A 17,429-nucleotide genomic window follows, 5' to 3' on the forward strand; every position below is an offset into this window, starting at 1 on the left:
TTCAGTAGGGAAAAGTTCATGCCGATCTACGCTTATCGTTGCGAGTCATGCGGCTTCGGGAAGGACGTGCTTCAGAAGATGAGCGACCCCCAGTTGACGCAGTGTCCCGAGTGCGGGAAAGACACATTTCGCAAGCAGGTGACTGCTGCCGGTTTCCAGTTGAAGGGCTCCGGCTGGTATGTAACCGATTTCCGCGGCGGTAACGGCGGCGCGAGCGCGCCGGCCAAGCCCGACGCGGATGGCGGCTCGAATGCGAATTCGGGCGAGAACGCCGCAGCCGGGAATAACGGCGCAGCGAAATCCGACACGGCTCCGGCCAATGGCACGGCGGCCGCCGCTTCATCGGGCGCAGCCGCAACGCCTGCCGCGCCTGCTGCCGCACCCGCCGCATCGGCGAGTTCGAGCGGTTCCGGCAGCGCCTAGTGGGACTGCCGCCCTCAGGGGCGGCGCACACGCCGCGCGTCGGGTATCGGCTCGCGCGGCTTTCTGGCGGTACACATGACGACGAAAAAAACGACGCTCAAATCGGTGTTCCTGACTGGCCTGCTGGTGCTGGTGCCTCTGGCTATCACACTGTGGGTGCTCGGCCTGATCATCGGCACGATGGACCAGACGCTGTTGCTGCTGCCGACCTCATGGCAGCCGGAGCGTGCGCTCGGCTTCCGTTTGCCGGGCCTCGGCGCGGTGCTGACGCTGGCGTTCATCTTTGTCGTCGGGCTGTTGACGCAAAACTTCATCGGCCAGAAGCTCGTGAAGTGGTGGGAAGTCGTGGTCGCTCACATTCCGGTGGTCGGCCCGATCTACACCAGCGTGAAGCAGGTGTCGGACACCTTGTTGTCGAGCAGCGGCAATGCGTTTCGCAAGGCGCTCCTGATCGAGTACCCGCGCCGCGGTTCCTATACGATTGCGTTTCTGACCGGCATTCCGGGCGGCGACGTGGTCAACCACTTGAAAGAAGATCACGTCAGCGTGTATGTGCCGACTACGCCGAACCCAACGTCCGGCTTCTTCCTGATGGTGCCGAGGAGCGAAGTGATCGAGCTCGACATGACGGTCGACGCTGCGCTCAAGTACATCGTCTCGATGGGCGTCGTGGCGCCGTCCGTGCCGTCGCCGCCCGCGCCGGTGCGCCGCACGACAGTCGAGCCTCCGCTGTAATGCCGGTGCGCAGCGTTTCACGCCGTGTTTGATTGCTGCGCGCCGTTCAACTAATGCAAAACGAAAGACAAACATCATGTCGATGAGATCTGAATACTGCGGTCTGGTGACCGAAGAACTGCTGGGCCAATCCGTCTCGCTGTGTGGCTGGGTAAGCCGCCGCCGCGACCATGGCGGCGTCATCTTCATCGACCTGCGCGACCGCGAAGGCCTCGTTCAGGTCGTCTGCGATCCGGATCGCGCGGAGATGTTCAAGACGGCCGAAGGCGTCCGCAACGAGTTCTGCCTGCAGATCAAGGGCGTGGTTCGCGCCCGTCCGGAAGGCACGACGAACGCCTCGCTCAAGAGCGGCAAGATCGAAGTGCTGTGCCATGAACTGATCGTGCTGAACCCATCGATCACGCCGCCGTTCCAGCTCGACGACGACAACCTGTCGGAAACCACGCGCCTCACGCACCGTGTGCTCGACCTGCGCCGTCCGCAGATGCAGCACAACCTGCGTCTGCGTTACCGCGTCGCGATCGAAGTGCGCAAGTATCTGGACTCGCTGGGCTTCATCGACATCGAAACGCCGATGCTCACCAAGAGCACGCCGGAAGGCGCGCGCGATTACCTCGTGCCGTCGCGTACCAACCCGGGTCAGTTCTTCGCGCTGCCGCAATCGCCGCAGCTGTTCAAGCAGTTGCTGATGGTCGCTAACTTCGATCGCTACTACCAGATCGTCAAGTGCTTCCGCGACGAGGACCTGCGCGCTGACCGTCAGCCGGAATTCACGCAGATCGACTGCGAAACCTCGTTCCTGTCGGAACAGGAAATCCGCGATCTGTTCGAAGCGATGATCCGTCACGTGTTCAAGGAAACGATCGGCGTCGAACTGGCCGAGAAATTCCCGGTCATGGAGTACTCGGAAGCGATGCGCCGCTTCGGTTCGGACAAGCCGGACCTGCGCGTCAAGCTCGAATTCACCGACCTGACCGACGCCGTCAAGGACGTCGACTTCAAGGTGTTCAGCACGCCGGCCAACACGAAAGATGGCCGCGTCGCGGCGATCCGCGTGCCGAAGGGCGGCGAGCTCTCGCGTGGCGACATCGACAGCTATACGGAATTCGTGCGCATCTACGGCGCGAAGGGCCTGGCGTGGATCAAGGTCAACGAAGTGGCGAAGGGGCGTGACGGTCTGCAAAGCCCGATCGTCAAGAACCTGCACGACGAAGCGGTCAAGGCGATCATCGAGCGCACCGGCGCGCAAGACGGCGACATCATCTTCTTTGCGGCGGATCGCGCGAAGGTGGTGAACGACAGCCTGGGCGCGCTGCGTCTGAAGATCGGTCATTCGGAATTCGGCAAGGCCAACGGTCTGGTCGAATCCGGCTGGAAGCCTCTGTGGGTGGTCGACTTCCCGATGTTCGAGTACGACGAGGAAGACAACCGCTACGTCGCCGCGCATCACCCGTTCACGAGCCCGAAGGACGAGCACCTCGAGTATCTGGAAACGGATCCGGCACGTTGCTTGGCAAAGGCCTACGACATGGTGCTGAACGGCTGGGAAATCGGCGGCGGTTCGGTGCGTATCCACCGTGAAGAAGTGCAGAGCAAGGTGTTCCGCGCGCTGAAGATCAACGCGGAAGAAGCGCAAGCCAAGTTCGGCTTCCTGCTCGACGCGCTGCAATATGGCGCGCCGCCGCACGGCGGTATCGCATTCGGTCTGGACCGCATCATCACGATGATGGCCGGCGCCGATTCGATTCGCGACGTGATCGCGTTCCCGAAGACGCAACGCGCGCAGTGTCTGCTCACGCAGGCGCCGAGCGAAGTGGACGAGCGCCAGCTGCGCGAGTTGCACATCCGTCTGCGTCAGCCGGAACCGAAGGTCTAAGCTGAGCCGAACGCGGGCTGTCTGAAGACCGGCAGCCCAAGTGGGACGAAGAAGCGATTGAAGAAGCAAACGAAAAAGGCGCGTGATGCGCCTTTTTCGTTTTTTGCGTTACAGTCGCAGCAACCGGTCTCGACCGCTCATCGGACCACTCGCCGACATGTACCGCGCAAGCGTTGCGCCCAGTTTTTACGCCATGCTGAAACCGCCGAAGATCCCGCAATCCGTACTCGTCGTCATCCATACGCCCGCGCTCGATGTGCTGTTGATCCGGCGTGCCGATCACGCGGATTTCTGGCAATCGGTGACCGGTTCGAAAGACCAGCTCGACGAACCCTTCATTGAGACGGCGGCGCGCGAAGTGGCCGAGGAAACCGGCATCGTAATCGGCAGTACGCTCGTGCCGCACAGCGCGCTGTTCGATTGGCGGTACTCGATCGAATATGAGATCTACCCCCAGTTCCGGCATCGCTATGCCGAAGGCGTGGTCCACAACACCGAGCATTGGTTCAGCCTGGAAGTGCCCGAACAACTCGAGGTAACGCTCGCGCCGCGCGAGCACACCGCGTTTCTGTGGCTGCCCTATGAAGAGGCGGCCTCGCGCTGCTTTTCGTCGTCGAATGCCGACGCGATCCTGCAATTGCCGAAACGGCTCGCTGGGCGCCTGAATGGCCAGCCCGAGGAGCGTGCCCAGTGAGCGTCGGCGGCGCGCGCCGTTTCGCGCGACTCCGGCAATCGCTGCTCGGCCGCCGTTATTGGCAGCGCTACCGCTTCACCAGCGGCAACGACGTCAAGCTGCTGCGTTCCGGCGACGAGTTCTTCGCCGCGCTGATCGAACGCATCGACGCGTCGCAGAGCGACGTGGTTCTCGAAACCTATATCTTCTGTAACGACAGCGCCGGGCAGGCCGTCAGCGCGGCCTTGCTGCGCGCAGCCTCGCGCGGCGTGAAGGTGCGCGCGATTACCGACGGCATCGGCACCGCGCGCCTTGAGATGTTCAACGAATGGCCGCTCGCCGGCATCGACCACCGCATCTACAACCCGCATCTGTTCGGCCGTTTCGGCTTCTCGCGTACGCACCGCAAGATCGCGGTGGTGGACGATCAGTTCGGCTACTGCGGTGGCATCAATATCGTCGACGATTACGAGAACAACGGCGAGAAGCTGCTTTACCGGCGCTGGGATTTCGCAGTGGAGCTGCACGGGCCGGTGGTAGCCGATATCCGCCAGGCGTTCGAGGTGCAATGGCAGCGGATCCGTCTCGGGCATCGGCCTCTGGAATCGCTTCAGCCCGATCTTGGGCCGAAGGCCATGGCGTCGCTCGGCACCCTGCGTCGCCGGCGCCGCAACCGCAACGAGACGCTGTGGGCCGGCGGGCAGCCGTGCGTGGCCTTCGTCGCACGTGACAACCTGATCAACCGTCGCGCTATCGAAAAAGCGTATCTGACCGCGATCGGCCAGGCGCGCAGCGAAGTGCTGCTGGCTAATCCGTACTTCATGCCGGGCCGCAAGCTGCGGCGCGCGCTGGTGTTCGCGGCGCGGCGCGGCGTCGACGTGAAGCTCATCGTCGGGCGCAAGGAGTTCAGGGCGCTCGATTACGCCGTGCCGTTCCTGTATCGTGCGCTGCTCAAAGCCGGCGTGCAGATCGCCGAGTACGAGAAAACCCTGCTGCACGGCAAGGTCGCGGTGGTGGATTCGAATTGGGGGACAGTCGGCTCGTCGAACCTCGACGCGTTGAGCCTGATGCTCAACAACGAAGCCAACGTGGTGCTGGTGAACGACCCGTCGATTGACGCGCTGCGGGACGCGATCCTCGCCGCGTTCAAGGATTCGCGCCGGATCGACGAGGCGCGCTACGAGGCCCGCCCCGCGGGCGAGCGCGCCCTCAACTGGCTCGCCTACACGACCTACCGGGCCGTGATGAAGCTGTTGACGGTGGGTGGCTATGACTAGCCCTTCCTCCTCTCTCACATAAGCGCAAGGACGCGGTGTCAATGAACGGAAACAAAAGAAGGCAAACGCCTCTAAAAAATCTCCTTCCTCTGATTGACGGATGCCGCAGAATTGAAACCAGGTTAGAAACCGGTTTCTAATAAAGTCCTTGTTTCGCGGACGGTCGCACACAATAATAGTACGGCCGTTCGATTTTATTTCGGTCACATTAGAACGGTAAAAAGCTATGCGAAAAGGCGAACAAACACGAGTCGCGATTCTCGAAGCAGCACTTGATCTGGCAAGCCGCGACGGACTGGAAGGTCTGACGATTGGGTTGCTGGCCGAGCGCATGCAGATGAGCAAAAGCGGTGTGTTCGCGCATTTCGGGTCGCGCGAAGATTTGCAGGTCGAAGTCGTGCGCGAATATCACCGTCGTTTCGAAGACGAGGTGTTTTTCCCGAGTTTGCGTGAGCCTCGTGGATTGCCGCGCTTGCGCGCGATGATCTCCCGCTGGATTGAGAAACGCATTCAGGAAGTCACTACTGGGTGCATCTACATCAGCGGCGCGGTCGAGTATGACGACCGCGGAGACAACCCGGTGCGCGAGCAACTGGTGTCGAGCGTGACGATCTGGCGTGCCGCGCTCACTCGTGCCATTTCGCAGGCGATGGAAGAAGGGCATCTGCGCGCCGATACCGATCCGCAGCTGATGCTGTTCGAACTGTACAGCGTCACGCTCGGCCTGCATCACGACGCGCGCTTTCTGCACTTGCCGGATGCAGTGCGTCTTACGTGGGCCGCGCTGGAAAAATTGATTGTTTCGTATCAGAGCGAAAGCCGTTAGCAACGCCGTCGAACTTATACAGATTCAGCGGCGCTGAAAGATCCGATCCACGGACTCAGCTAACAGCCTGGCTCCTTGTCAAACTTGGGAGAGAGAGTCATGGGACAGTACGCCGCGCCGCTGCGCGACATGCAATTCGTTTTGCACGAGCTGCTTAACGTCGAAGCCGAGATCAAGCAGATGCCGAAGCACGCGGATCTCGATGCGGACACGATCAACGCCGTGCTCGAAGAGGCCGGCAAGTTCTGCTCTGAAGTGCTGTTCCCGCTCAATCACAGCGGCGACCAGGAAGGCTGCACGTACGCCGGCGACGGCGTCGTGACCACGCCGAAGGGATTCAAGGAAGCCTATAAGCAATATGTGGAAGCCGGTTGGCCGGCACTCGGCTGCGATCCGGAATACGGTGGCCAGGGCCTGCCCGCGTTCGTCAACAACGCGCTGTATGAAATGCTGAACTCGGCGAACCAGGCGTGGACGATGTACCCGGGCCTGTCGCATGGCGCGTACGAATGTCTGCACGCGCATGGCACGCCGGAACTGCAGCAGCGTTACCTGCCGAAGCTGGTCGCGGGCGTCTGGACCGGCACGATGTGTCTGACCGAGCCGCATTGCGGCACCGACCTCGGCATCCTGCGCACCAAGGCCGAACCGAATAGCGACGGCTCGTACGCGATCAGCGGCACGAAGATTTTCATCTCCAGCGGCGAACACGATCTCGCAGAGAACATCGTTCACCTGGTGCTCGCGCGTCTGCCGGGCGCACCGAATGGCACCAAGGGCATTTCGCTTTTCATCGTGCCGAAGTTCATCCCGAACGAAGCGGGCGAACCGGGCGAGCGCAACGGCGTGAAGTGCGGCTCCATCGAACACAAGATGGGCATTCACGGCAACGCAACCTGCGTGATCAATCTCGACAACGCGAAGGGCTGGCTGGTCGGTGAGCCGAACAAGGGCTTGAACGCGATGTTCGTGATGATGAACGCCGCGCGTCTGGGTGTCGGCATGCAGAGCCTGGGTCTGACCGAAGTCGGTTACCAGAACTCGCTGGTGTACGCGAAAGAGCGTCTGCAAATGCGTTCGCTGACGGGCCCGAAGGCGCCGGAAAAAGCCGCTGATCCGATCATCGTCCACCCGGACGTGCGCCGCATGCTGCTCACGCAGAAGGCCTACGCCGAAGGCGCGCGCGCGTTCTCGTACTGGTCCGCGCTGCACATCGACAAGGAACTGTCGCACGCCGACGAATCGGTGCGTAAAGAAGCTGCTGACCTCGTCGCGCTGCTCACGCCGATCCTGAAGGCATTCCTCTCGGACAACGCGTTCGAGAGTACCAACCATGCCATGCAAATTTATGGCGGCCACGGCTTCATCGCCGAGTGGGGCATGGAGCAATACGTGCGCGACGCGCGTATCAACATGATCTACGAAGGCACCAACGCGATTCAGGCGCTCGACCTGCTCGGCCGCAAGATTCTCGGCGACATGGGCGCGAAGATGAAGAAATTCGGCAAGCTCGTGTCGGAGTTCGTCGAAGCCGAAGGCGTGAAGCCGGAAATGCAGGAGTTCATCAACCCGCTCGCCGACATCGGCGAAAAGGTGCAGAAGCTGACGATGGAAATCGGCATGAAGGCCATGCAGAACCCGGACGAAGTCGGCGCCGCCGCCGTGCCGTATCTGCGCACCGTCGGCCATCTGGTGTTCTCGTACTTCTGGGCGCGCATGGCACGTATCGCGCTGGACAATGAAGCATCGGGCGACCCGTTCTACAAGGCGAAGCTCGCTACCGCACGCTTCTACTTCGCGAAACTGCTGCCGGAAACGGCCATGACGATCCGTCAGGCGCGCGCCGGTTCGAAGTCGATGATGGACGTCGAAGAGTCCCTGTTCTAAAGCCACATCACGGCAAGCGCCACGCGCTTTAAAACGCGTGGCGCTGCCGCCAGCCACACATCGCGAAAAATACGCGACATCGCATAACTCCCCGGAGGAACGACGTGAGCAATCTGATCATTCGCAAGGTAGCCGTGCTCGGCGCCGGCGTGATGGGCGCGCAGATCGCAGCGCACCTGATCAACGCCAAGGTGCCCGTGCTGCTGTTCGATCTTCCCGCAAAGGAAGGCCCGAAAAACGCGATCGCGCTGAAGGCGATCGAGAATCTGAAGAAGCTGTCGCCCGCGCCGTTCGGCGTGAAGGACGACGCGCAATACATCCAGCCCGCGAACTACGACGACGACATCGAGAAGCTCGCCGAGTGCGACCTCGTGATCGAAGCGATCGCCGAACGCATGGACTGGAAGCACGACCTGTACAAGAAGGTATCGCCGCACATCGCGCCGAATGCGATCTTCGCGACCAACACGTCGGGTCTGTCGATCACCGAACTGTCGAACGGTTTCTCGGATGAACTGAAGGCGCGCTTTTGCGGCGTGCACTTCTTCAATCCGCCGCGCTACATGCATCTGGTCGAACTGATCCCGACCGCGACGACGCGACCGGAAATCCTCGATCAACTCGAATCGTTCCTGACGAGTGTGGTCGGCAAGGGGGTTGTGCGGGCGAAAGACACGCCGAACTTCATCGCCAACCGCGTCGGTATTTTCTCGATCCTCGCCGTCATCACCGAAGCCGCGAAGTTCGGCCTGCGTTTCGACGAAGTGGATGACCTGACGGGCTCCCGTCTGGGTCGCGCGAAGTCCGCAACGTTCCGTACGGCTGATGTGGTCGGTCTCGACACAATGGCGCATGTCATCAAGACGATGCAGGACACTTTGAAGGACGACCCGTTCTTCCCGGTCTACGAAACGCCGGCTGTGCTGGCTGAACTCGTGAAGAAGGGCGCACTAGGTCAGAAGACCGGCGGCGGCTTCTACAAGAAGGAAGGCAAGGCGATCAAGGTGCTCGACCCGAAGACGGGCGGGTACGTTGACGGCGGCGCGAAAGCGGACGAACTGGTCGGCCGCATTCTGAAGCGCCCGCCGGCAGAACGTCTGAAGCTGCTGCGCGAATCGGAGCATCCGCAAGCGCAATTCCTGTGGTCGATTTTCCGCGACGTGTATCACTACATCGGCGTGCATCTGGAATCGATCGCTGACAACGCGCGCGACGTCGATCTGGCAATCCGCTGGGGCTTCGGCTGGAACGAAGGCCCGTTCGAAGGCTGGCAGACGGCCGGCTGGAAGCAGGTCGCCGAATGGGTGCAGGAAGACATCGCGGCAGGCAAGGCGCTGTCGAACGTGCCGCTGCCGTCGTGGGTGCTGGAAGGTCCGGTGGCTGAAAAGGGTGGCGTGCATACGAACGAAGGTTCGTGGTCGCCGGCTTCGAAGACTTTTGTGCCGCGCTCGTCGCTGTCGGTCTACGACAAGCAGGTGTTCCGCGCACCGCTGGTCGGCGAAACCTCGGCTGATCCGAAGACCTACGGCAAGACGCTGTTCGAAACCGACGCCGTGCGCGCGTGGGTCGACGACCGTGCAGGCGAGAACGACGTCCTGATCGTATCGTTCAAGAGCAAGATGAACACGATCGGACCGTCGGTGATCGACGGTCTGACGCAAGCCATCGAACTGGCCGAGAAGGACTACAAGGGTCTGGTCGTGTGGCAGCCGACGTCGCTGAAACTCGGCACGCCGGGCGGCCCGTTCTCCGCAGGTGCCAATCTCGAAGAAGCCATGCCCGCGTTCATGATGGGCGGCGCGAAGGGCATCGAGCCGTTCGTGAAGAAATTCCAGCAAGGGATGCTGCGCGTGAAGTACGCGAGCGTGCCGGTCATCTCGGCTGTGTCGGGCATCGCGCTCGGCGGCGGCTGCGAGCTGGCGCTGCATAGCGCGAAGCGTGTCGCGCACATCGAAAGCTACATCGGTCTGGTGGAAGTCGGCGTGGGCCTCGTGCCGGCGGGCGGCGGTCTGAAGGAAGCGGCACTGCGCGCAGCGGAAGCCGCAACCGCGGCCGGCGCGACCAACGACCTGCTGAAGTTTGTGCAGAAGTCGTTCGAAAACGCGGCGATGGCGAAGGTCTCGGCCTCGGCACTCGACGCCCGCGCGATGGGCTATCTGAAGCCGTCCGACACGATCGTCTTCAACGTGTTCGAACTGCTCGACATCGCGAAGAAGGAAGCGCGCGCGCTGTCCGCCGCGGGTTACCGTCCGCCGCTGCGGGTCACGCAAGTGCCGGTGGCGGGCCGCTCGGCGATTGCGACCATCAAGGCATCGCTCGTCAACATGCGCGACGGCCGTTTCATCAGCGAGCACGATTTCCTGATCGCCAGCCGCATCGCGGAAGCGGTGTGCGGCGGTGACGTGGAAGCGGGCAGCCTCGTCGACGAAGAATGGCTGCTCAAACTTGAGCGTCAGGCGTTCGTCGATCTGCTCGGCACGCAAAAGACGCAGGAACGGATCATGGGCATGCTGCAGACCGGCAAGCCGGTACGCAACTAACGCAGCGAGCGACCGCAATAAATTGCATGGGGCCAGAGTAAGTGCTGAAGCGCCAACTCTGGCCGACCGCAACGAGACTGCATGGGACGGGAGTAGACGCTAAAGCGCTAACTCCCGTCGACATAGGAGCTTTAAATGACAAAGCAATTGCAAGACGCATACATCGTCGCCGCGAGCCGCACGCCGATCGGCAAGGCGCCGCGCGGGATGTTCAAGAACACGCGCCCGGACGAACTGCTGGTGCACGCGATCAAGTCGGCCGTGGCGCAAGTGCCCGGCCTCGATACGAAAGTGATCGAAGACGCCATCATCGGCTGTGCGATTCCGGAAGCCGAACAAGGCCTGAATGTTGCGCGGATGGGCGCGCTGTTGGCTGGCCTGCCGAACACGGTGGGCGGCGTCACGGTGAACCGCTTCTGCGCTTCGGGCCTGACCGCACTGGCCATGGCGGCTGACCGCATTCGCGTCGGCGAATCGGACGCGATGATCGCGGGCGGTTGTGAATCGATGAGCATGGTGCCGATGATGGGCAACAAGCCGTCGATGTCGCCGCATATCTTCGATCGCAACGAAGACATCGGCATCGCCTACGGCATGGGCCTGACGGCAGAGAAGGTCGCGGAACGCTGGAAGATCAGCCGCGAAGCACAGGACGCGTTCTCGGTCGAATCACACCGCCGTGCCATCGCCGCGCAGCAAGCCGGTGAGTTCAACGACGAAATCGCCGCGTACACGATCACCGAGCGTTTCCCGGATCTCGCCACTGGCGAAGTACGGATCAAGACGCGTGAAGTCGCGCTGGACGAGGGCCCGCGTGCGGAAACTTCGTTGGAAGGTCTGGCGAAACTGCGCGCGGTGTTCGCGAACAAGGGTTCGGTGACGGCGGGTAACAGCTCGCAGACGTCGGACGGCGCGGGCGCGTTGATCGTCGTGTCGGAAAAGATGCTGAAGGAATTCAACCTGACGCCGCTCGCCCGTTTCGTCAGCTTCGCCGTGCGCGGCGTGCCGCCGGAAATCATGGGTATCGGTCCGAAGGAAGCGATTCCGGCCGCGTTGAAGGCCGCCGGCCTGAAGATCGAGGACATGGACTGGATCGAACTGAACGAAGCGTTCGCCGCGCAATCGCTGGCGGTGATTCAGGACCTCGGTCTCGATCCGTCGAAGATCAACCCGCTCGGCGGCGCGATCGCACTCGGCCACCCGCTGGGTGCGACGGGCGCGATTCGTGCATCGACGGTTGTGCACGGCCTGCGCCGCCGCAACTTCAAGTACGGCATGGTGACGATGTGCGTCGGCACCGGCATGGGTGCGGCGGGCATCATCGAACGTCTGTAATCGTGTTTGCCATGGTCCCCGCGGCGGTCGCCGGAGCGATCCCTGCAGCGATCCCCTAGGGACCGCGGAAACGGTTCGCAGGCCGCCTGGCTTGCGAACCGTTTTTTCCATTCAGCAGCAACCAGGAGTACGAGGAGATGACGATGGATATTCTGGTCGAGCGCGCCGACGGCGTGCTGACGATTGCCTTCAACCGGCCCGACAAGAAAAACGCGATCACGGCCGCGATGTACCAGACGATGGCCGATGCACTGGTCGAAGCGCACGGCGATACATCGATTCGGGCGATTCTGATTCGCGGCAGTGCCGGTATCTTCAGCGCCGGCAACGATCTCGAAGACTTCATGAAGACGCCGCCAGGCGGCGAAAACTCGCCGGTATTCCAGTTCCTGCGAGCCATCAGTTCGGCGGAAAAGCCGGTGGTGGCGTCGGTGGCGGGGCCGGCAGTCGGCATCGGTACGACGCTCCTGCTGCACTGCGATCTGGTCTATGCCGCGAATACGGCGAGCTTTTCGCTGCCGTTCACGCAGCTTGGGCTGTGTCCGGAAGCGGCCTCGAGTTTGCTGTTGCAGCGCGTGGCCGGTTATCAGGCGGCGGCGGAAAAGCTGCTGCTCGGCGAAGCATTCGACGCCACCGAAGCGCAACGCATGGGCTTTGTGAATCGCGTGTTGCCCGCGGCTGAAGTCGAAGCATTCGCGGCCGCGCAAGCAGCGAAGCTGGCAGCGCTGCCGGCGTCGTCGCTGCGGGTGACGAAGAGTCTGATGAAGCGTGCGAGCCAGCAGGAACTGCAAACGCAGATAACGGAGGAAGCGGTGCACTTCGGCAAGATGCTGCTCGCGCCGGAAGCACGCGAGGCGTTCAAGGCGTTCTTCGAGAAGCGCAAGCCGGACTTCCGCCAGTTCGACTGAGTCGGCTGCGTTCAGGCGCCTGAAAATACCGCAGGCGCCTGGAACGCTCAAGGTTGCGTCGGCTGCAAGGTGTCGTAGTCGACATAGCTGGTTTCCCGGCAGAAGCTGACAAGCCGTACGCCCGCTTTGCGGGCAATCGCAATCGCCAGCGACGACGGCGCCGAAATCGTCGCGACCATCGGCACGTCGACACGCGCCGCTTTGCGCACCAGCTCGTAGCTGGCGCGGCTCGACAGAAACACAAAACCTTCTCGGGTATCCGCGCGATCGAGCACCAGCTGGCCGATCAACTTGTCGAGCGCGTTGTGACGGCCGACGTCTTCGAACGCGTAGCGAATCGCGCCTGCCGCATCGCACCATGCGGCGGCGTGCAGGCCGCCGGTCAGACGCGTCAGCGCCTGGTGTTCCGGCAACTCACGCGCGGCGCGAGCAATCGCATCTGGCGCGAGCCGTTGCAGAAAGCCGGTGTCGGGCACTCGCTCCGGTTTCAGATCCAGCAGATCGATGCTTTCAATCCCGCATACACCGCAGCCGGTACGCCCGGCGAGCGCCCGACGCTTTTCCTTCAGCGCGACGAAAGCCTGCTGCACCACCTTCAATTGCACTTGGGCATGCGGCAATTCGTCATCGTCGTGCAGCTCGACCTCGATGTCCTGGATGTCGCTGCCGCGTTCCACGATCCCTTCCGAAATCGCAAAACCGACTGCAAACGCTTCCAGATCGCGCGGCGTACACATCATCACCGCGTGCGAGATGCCGTTGAAGACGAGCGCCACCGGCCACTCCTGACCGACGTGATCAGTGACGGTTTCGACCGCTGCGCCGCGATGCCGGTGCACCTGGCGTTCCACCGCGCCCGGCTGCCCTGCTGTTTCCAGTTCGTTCAAGCTACTTCACTCCTTTCATGCTGCGCGCCTTTCTTCGGCTTGCAGCCTTGCCTGCCGGCGCGAAGCAGTGCCAGACCACGCCGCTATCGCGCGAATAAGGTTCTAAAATACCTCAAGCTGGGCTTGCGCGTTGCCCGTCACCAAAGAGGAATACTGTCATGGGACTCAACGAAGCACCGCTTCTGTTCAACTTCGAAGTCGCGTCTTCGGAGAATTTCACCTACATCCCGATGTCGGTGCGCTTCAATCTCGATCGCTTCGGGCTGCGCATCACGCTCGCCCAGTGGCAGTTGCTGCCGCTCGAAGACCGCAAGCTGCTGGCGCGGTTTCCGGTCGAGGACGACGCGGAAATCGAGCCGAATTTCGACCACGCGCTGTTCGAGATGCTGCGCACGCACGCGAATGTCGAGCCGGAGTGGTTCACGCCCGAGGAAGCGCCCGCCTGGCGCCGCACGGATAGCGTGCCGGACGGCGTCGCGCACCAGGCGGGGCTCGCCGGCCTGCCGTCGCCGGGCGTCGCCCAGTGGGCCGAACTCGACCCGTTCAAGCGCTACGTGCTCGCCAAATTGTCGCGCAAGCCGGAAGGCAACCACGACTTCGTTCCCGCGATGAGGGAATTCGGTGCGGCCGGCTAGGTGCGACCGGCTAAGTGCGACCGGCTAGGTGCGGCCGGCTAGGCGCGGGCTGGCTAGGTTCGGTCAGCTAAGTCTGGCCGGTTCAATTCACCCTCCGGCCGCGTTTCAGTCTCCAAGCGGGCCAAGAGACCTTCCGGCGCGCAGAGGGCCGCCCCGCGAATTATTTCACCCAGCACCCTCAATCTATTCCGAACCCTGCCGTTATCCATGGGTTGGCGCGTAAAAAGACTCGACTCGATGCGACCCGACGCACCGAAAGCGACCCCGTGCTCCCGCCCTCAGAACGATTGACGTTCGGAACCCATGACTCCTTTTTTATCGAAGCGGCTGCTGATCAATCTGGCGGTCGTCGCCGTGGCGATCGGCGCGAACGCGTTCGTCGCCTATACGCAGATTTGCGGTCAGCGCGACGCCGACGCGCGCATGCTGCGTTCGACGAGCGTGCGTCAGAATCTCGACGCCTACCATACGGCGCTCGACGGCGGGCTGGCCGCGCTCGGCCGTTTCGAAGCCTCGGGTGAGACTGCGCCTGTCAACGAGGCCGCCGCGATGGCGACCTCGCTGGCCGGCCTGGAGCGCGAGTTGCGCAAAGAACTCGCGGGCGAACCGGCCACGCTCGAGACGCTCGCCAGACTGAGTGCGGACAGTCACGCGCTGCAACACGATATCGACGATGCGCTGTTGAAGAGTGCCAGCGCCACGCCGAACGAGCCGCGCGCGTGGGCGGCGTCGACCTATACGCATCTCGGACTGGGTCTCGGCCGCGTGGAAGCCGCTCTGGCGGCGTTGCGCAAGCAGGAGAACGAGGCGTTGCAGACGTCGCTCGCCGCTTCCGCGAATGAAACCCAGCGTGCCATGTTTCTGCTGATCGTGACGATGCTGGCCGGCAGCGCGCTTCTGATCTTCACGTTCGGCGCCCGCGAAAGCCGCGCGCGCGAGAAACTGCGCACCGTGCGCGCGCTTGGCCGCAACGACGAGCGTTTTCGCGGCCTGTTCGACGAGCATCCCGTGCCGATGTACATTTTCGATCGCGAGACGCTGCGCTTTCTCGCTGTCAACGCGGCCGCGATCCAGCAATACGGCTACTCGGAAAGCGAATTTCTCGGCATGACGATTCGCGCGATCCGGCCGAATTCCGAAATCTCGCGCCTCGAATCGCACCTGCAGCGCAGCGACGTCCTGCAACACGGCCGCACGATGGCGGGTATCTGGCACCACCGGCGCAAAGACGGTTCGATGATCAGTGCCGACATTTCGTATCACGCGCTCAATTTCATGGGCCGCGCCGCCTTCTTCGTGCTGGCCGACGACGTCACCGAACAGATCAACGCCGAAGCCGAAGCGCAGCGCTCGAACCAGATGCTCGAGACGGTGATCGACAATATTCCGCAGCGGATTTTCTGGAAGGATCAAGAGTCCCGCTATCTCGGCTGCAACATGGCATTCGCGCGCGATGCGGGGCTCTCTTACCCTGAGCAGGTAGTGGGCAAGAGCGACAGCGATATGCCGTGGCGCGCCTTCGCCCGCTTGTTGAACGAGCACGATAACGAGGTGGTAACCACCGGCGTGCCGAAAATGAATTTCGAGGTCGACCTGGTGATCGACGGCGTGCATCGCACCACGGTCACGAGCAAGCTGCCGTTCACCGACAGCGACGGCCGCGTGATCGGCGTGCTCGGTTCCTACACGGACATCACCGAGCGCAAGCGCGCCGATCTGGCTTTGCGTCTGCAAAGCCGCGCGCTCGATGCCAGCGTCAACGCGATTCTGATTACTGCGCCGTCGCCGGCGGGCAATCTGATTGAGTACGTGAACCCCGCCTTCATGCGTATCACTGGTTACGATCCCGCCGAAGTGATCGGTCACGACTGCCGTGTCCTGCAGCGCGACGACCGTGAACAGGAAGGCGTCGCGTTGATTCGTCAGGCGCTTGCCGCGAACCGCGAGGTGAGCGCGGTGATGCGCAACTACCGCAAGGATGGCGCGCTGTTCTGGAATCAGCTGTTCATCGCACCGGTGCCGAACGCGGAGGGCGTGATCACGCATCACATCGGCGTGATCAACGATGTGACGGATCTGATCCGCTATCAGGAACAGCTCGAATACCAGGCCAACTATGACAGTCTCACACGGCTGCCAAATCGCAACCTCCTGCGCGATCGCCTGCAGCATGCGTTGATTGTTGCGCAGCGGCATCACAAGGGCGTCGCGGTCGTGTTCATCGATCTGGACGGTTTCAAGAACGTCAACGACAGCCTCGGCCATAGCGTCGGCGACCGCCTGCTGAGCGTGGTGGCCGAGCGGCTCGCGCGCTGCACGCGAACCAGCGACACGGTCGCGCGGCACGGCGGCGACGAGTTCGTGATCGTGCTGACCGATACCGTCGACGAGCAGTCGCTGATCGCGTGGATGGAGCGTGTGCGCGCGTCGATTTCCGAGCCGGTGTGGCTCGACGGCACTGAGCTGTATGTCGGCTGCAGCATGGGCGCGAGCCTTTTCCCGCAGGACGGCGAAGACGCGGAAACGCTGATGAAAAAGGCCGACCTCGCGATGTATCGCGCGAAGGACATGGGCCGCAATACGTTCCAGTTCTACCAGCCGGAGATGAACGCGAGCGCGGGCGCGCGGCTGAATCTCGAACGGCGTTTGCGCCGCGCCTTGCGCGACAACGAATTCCTGCTGCACTACCAGCCGCAGGTGGATATCGTGAGCGGGCAGATCGTCGGCACCGAGGCGCTGGTGCGCTGGCGCGATCCGGAAGTCGGATTGGTGCTGCCGTCGTCGTTCATTCCGGTCGCTGAGGAGAGCGGCTTGATCGGGCCGCTATCGGAATGGGTGTTGCGCGAGGCGTGCCGCCAAAACAAGGCGTGGCAGGACGAAGGTTTGCCGCCGGCGCGGGTATCGGTGAATCTGTCGGCGCGCGTTTTTCAACAGCGCGATATCGCGAAGCTCGTCATGCAGGTGCTCGCCGAGACGGGGCTCGAGCCGCAGTATCTCGAACTCGAGCTCACCGAAAGCACCATCATGCGCAATGCCGAGGAGGCGGTGTCGATGCTCAACGAGCTGCACGCACTCGGCATCGGCCTTGCCATCGACGACTTCGGCACCGGCTATTCGAGTCTCAGCTATCTGAAGCGCTTCCCGGTGGACCGTTTGAAGATCGACCGTTCGTTCGTGTCGGATATCGGTGTGTCGGGCGACGATGAAACGATCACCTCGGCGATCATCGCGCTCGCGCATTCGCTGAAGTTGCAGGTGATTGCTGAAGGCGTGGAGACGTCGGCGCAACTCGACTTCCTTAAAGAGCGCGCGTGCGACGAGATGCAGGGCTTCTACTTCGCGAAGCCGTTGTCGATCGAGGCAATTTCTGCGTTGTTTCAGGGGGGAGTGGGGCGGGAAGCGGAGGCGGTGTAGTTCGGCTCCTTGC

13 protein-coding genes are annotated in these 17,429 nt (G+C 62.4%); 12 read left to right on the forward strand and 1 reads right to left on the reverse strand.

The features are described 5' to 3' along the window. The first annotated feature begins 18 nt into the window (after nucleotides 1–18). The 10 genes from HHL24_RS37040 to HHL24_RS37085 all read left to right on the forward strand — a co-directional run bounded on the left by HHL24_RS37040 (nucleotide 19) and on the right by HHL24_RS37085 (nucleotide 12,480). Entirely contained in the window at nucleotides 19–423 is a 405-nt protein-coding gene (locus HHL24_RS37040; protein WP_169490244.1) for an FmdB family zinc ribbon protein, read from the forward strand. 75 nt (nucleotides 424–498) lie between these two features. Beyond that, the gene (locus tag HHL24_RS37045; protein WP_169490246.1) at nucleotides 499–1,158 is read left to right on the forward strand and encodes a DUF502 domain-containing protein; all 660 of its coding nucleotides are present in this window, start codon (nucleotides 499–501) and stop codon (nucleotides 1,156–1,158) included. Between the two features lie 76 nt (nucleotides 1,159–1,234). Beyond that, the gene (gene aspS, locus HHL24_RS37050; protein ID WP_169490248.1) at nucleotides 1,235–3,034 is read left to right on the forward strand and encodes an aspartate--tRNA ligase; all 1,800 of its coding nucleotides are present in this window, start codon (nucleotides 1,235–1,237) and stop codon (nucleotides 3,032–3,034) included. A gap of 193 nt (nucleotides 3,035–3,227) precedes the next feature. Continuing rightward, entirely contained in the window at nucleotides 3,228–3,728 is a 501-nt protein-coding gene (gene nudB / locus HHL24_RS37055; protein WP_169490313.1) for a dihydroneopterin triphosphate diphosphatase, read from the forward strand. Continuing rightward, nucleotides 3,725–4,984, forward strand: a complete 1,260-nt coding sequence (clsB, locus tag HHL24_RS37060; RefSeq protein WP_169490250.1) for a cardiolipin synthase ClsB — start codon at nucleotides 3,725–3,727, stop codon at nucleotides 4,982–4,984. Before nudB ends, clsB begins: the two co-directional genes overlap by 4 nt. 226 nt (nucleotides 4,985–5,210) lie before the next feature. Beyond that, nucleotides 5,211–5,810, forward strand: coding sequence for a TetR/AcrR family transcriptional regulator (locus tag HHL24_RS37065; protein ID WP_169490252.1), 600 nt, complete (start codon nucleotides 5,211–5,213; stop codon nucleotides 5,808–5,810). Nucleotides 5,811–5,909: 99 nt separating this feature from the next. Then, nucleotides 5,910–7,697 (forward strand): acyl-CoA dehydrogenase C-terminal domain-containing protein, encoded by a 1,788-nt coding sequence (locus tag HHL24_RS37070; protein ID WP_169490253.1) that lies wholly within the window; start codon nucleotides 5,910–5,912, stop codon nucleotides 7,695–7,697. 104 nt (nucleotides 7,698–7,801) lie between these two features. Further along, nucleotides 7,802–10,237 (forward strand): 3-hydroxyacyl-CoA dehydrogenase/enoyl-CoA hydratase family protein, encoded by a 2,436-nt coding sequence (locus tag HHL24_RS37075; protein WP_169490255.1) that lies wholly within the window; start codon nucleotides 7,802–7,804, stop codon nucleotides 10,235–10,237. 135 nt (nucleotides 10,238–10,372) lie between these two features. Further along, entirely contained in the window at nucleotides 10,373–11,572 is a 1,200-nt protein-coding gene (locus HHL24_RS37080; RefSeq protein WP_120347548.1) for an acetyl-CoA C-acyltransferase, read from the forward strand. A gap of 137 nt (nucleotides 11,573–11,709) precedes the next feature. Continuing rightward, nucleotides 11,710–12,480 (forward strand): enoyl-CoA hydratase, encoded by a 771-nt coding sequence (locus tag HHL24_RS37085; RefSeq protein ID WP_169490256.1) that lies wholly within the window; start codon nucleotides 11,710–11,712, stop codon nucleotides 12,478–12,480. Between the two features lie 47 nt (nucleotides 12,481–12,527). On the opposite strand, the gene fdhD is transcribed toward HHL24_RS37085, so the two are convergent. Continuing rightward, a complete protein-coding gene (fdhD, locus tag HHL24_RS37090; RefSeq protein WP_169490258.1) occupies nucleotides 12,528–13,367 on the reverse strand; it encodes a formate dehydrogenase accessory sulfurtransferase FdhD in 840 nt (279 codons plus the stop codon). Nucleotides 13,368–13,525: 158 nt separating this feature from the next. Between fdhD and HHL24_RS37095 the strand changes: the two genes are divergently transcribed. Both HHL24_RS37095 and HHL24_RS37100 read left to right on the forward strand, forming a co-directional pair. Then, nucleotides 13,526–14,002, forward strand: a complete 477-nt coding sequence (locus tag HHL24_RS37095; protein ID WP_169490260.1) for a nitrate reductase associated protein — start codon at nucleotides 13,526–13,528, stop codon at nucleotides 14,000–14,002. 303 nt (nucleotides 14,003–14,305) lie between these two features. Continuing rightward, the gene (locus tag HHL24_RS37100) at nucleotides 14,306–17,416 is read left to right on the forward strand and encodes a sensor domain-containing protein (protein WP_169490261.1); all 3,111 of its coding nucleotides are present in this window, start codon (nucleotides 14,306–14,308) and stop codon (nucleotides 17,414–17,416) included. The last annotated feature ends 13 nt before the right edge of the window (nucleotides 17,417–17,429 follow it).

This window comes from Paraburkholderia polaris, assembly GCF_012927345.1.
GTDB lineage: Bacteria > Pseudomonadota > Gammaproteobacteria > Burkholderiales > Burkholderiaceae > Paraburkholderia > Paraburkholderia polaris.

What these genes read in the sequence shown, in the direction of transcription:
- HHL24_RS37080 (WP_120347548.1), top strand. Translation starts at nt 10,373, where the DNA reads ATGACAAAGCAATTGCAAGACGCATACATCGTCGCCGCGAGCCGCACG.
- HHL24_RS37085 (WP_169490256.1), top strand. Translation starts at nt 11,710, where the DNA reads ATGACGATGGATATTCTGGTCGAGCGCGCCGACGGCGTGCTGACGATT.
- HHL24_RS37040 (WP_169490244.1), top strand. Translation starts at nt 19, where the DNA reads ATGCCGATCTACGCTTATCGTTGCGAGTCATGCGGCTTCGGGAAGGAC.
- nudB (WP_169490313.1), top strand. Translation starts at nt 3,228, where the DNA reads ATGCTGAAACCGCCGAAGATCCCGCAATCCGTACTCGTCGTCATCCAT.
- HHL24_RS37100 (WP_169490261.1), top strand. Translation starts at nt 14,306, where the DNA reads ATGACTCCTTTTTTATCGAAGCGGCTGCTGATCAATCTGGCGGTCGTC.
- HHL24_RS37045 (WP_169490246.1), top strand. Translation starts at nt 499, where the DNA reads ATGACGACGAAAAAAACGACGCTCAAATCGGTGTTCCTGACTGGCCTG.
- HHL24_RS37065 (WP_169490252.1), top strand. Translation starts at nt 5,211, where the DNA reads ATGCGAAAAGGCGAACAAACACGAGTCGCGATTCTCGAAGCAGCACTT.
- HHL24_RS37095 (WP_169490260.1), top strand. Translation starts at nt 13,526, where the DNA reads ATGGGACTCAACGAAGCACCGCTTCTGTTCAACTTCGAAGTCGCGTCT.
- HHL24_RS37070 (WP_169490253.1), top strand. Translation starts at nt 5,910, where the DNA reads ATGGGACAGTACGCCGCGCCGCTGCGCGACATGCAATTCGTTTTGCAC.
- aspS (WP_169490248.1), top strand. Translation starts at nt 1,235, where the DNA reads ATGTCGATGAGATCTGAATACTGCGGTCTGGTGACCGAAGAACTGCTG.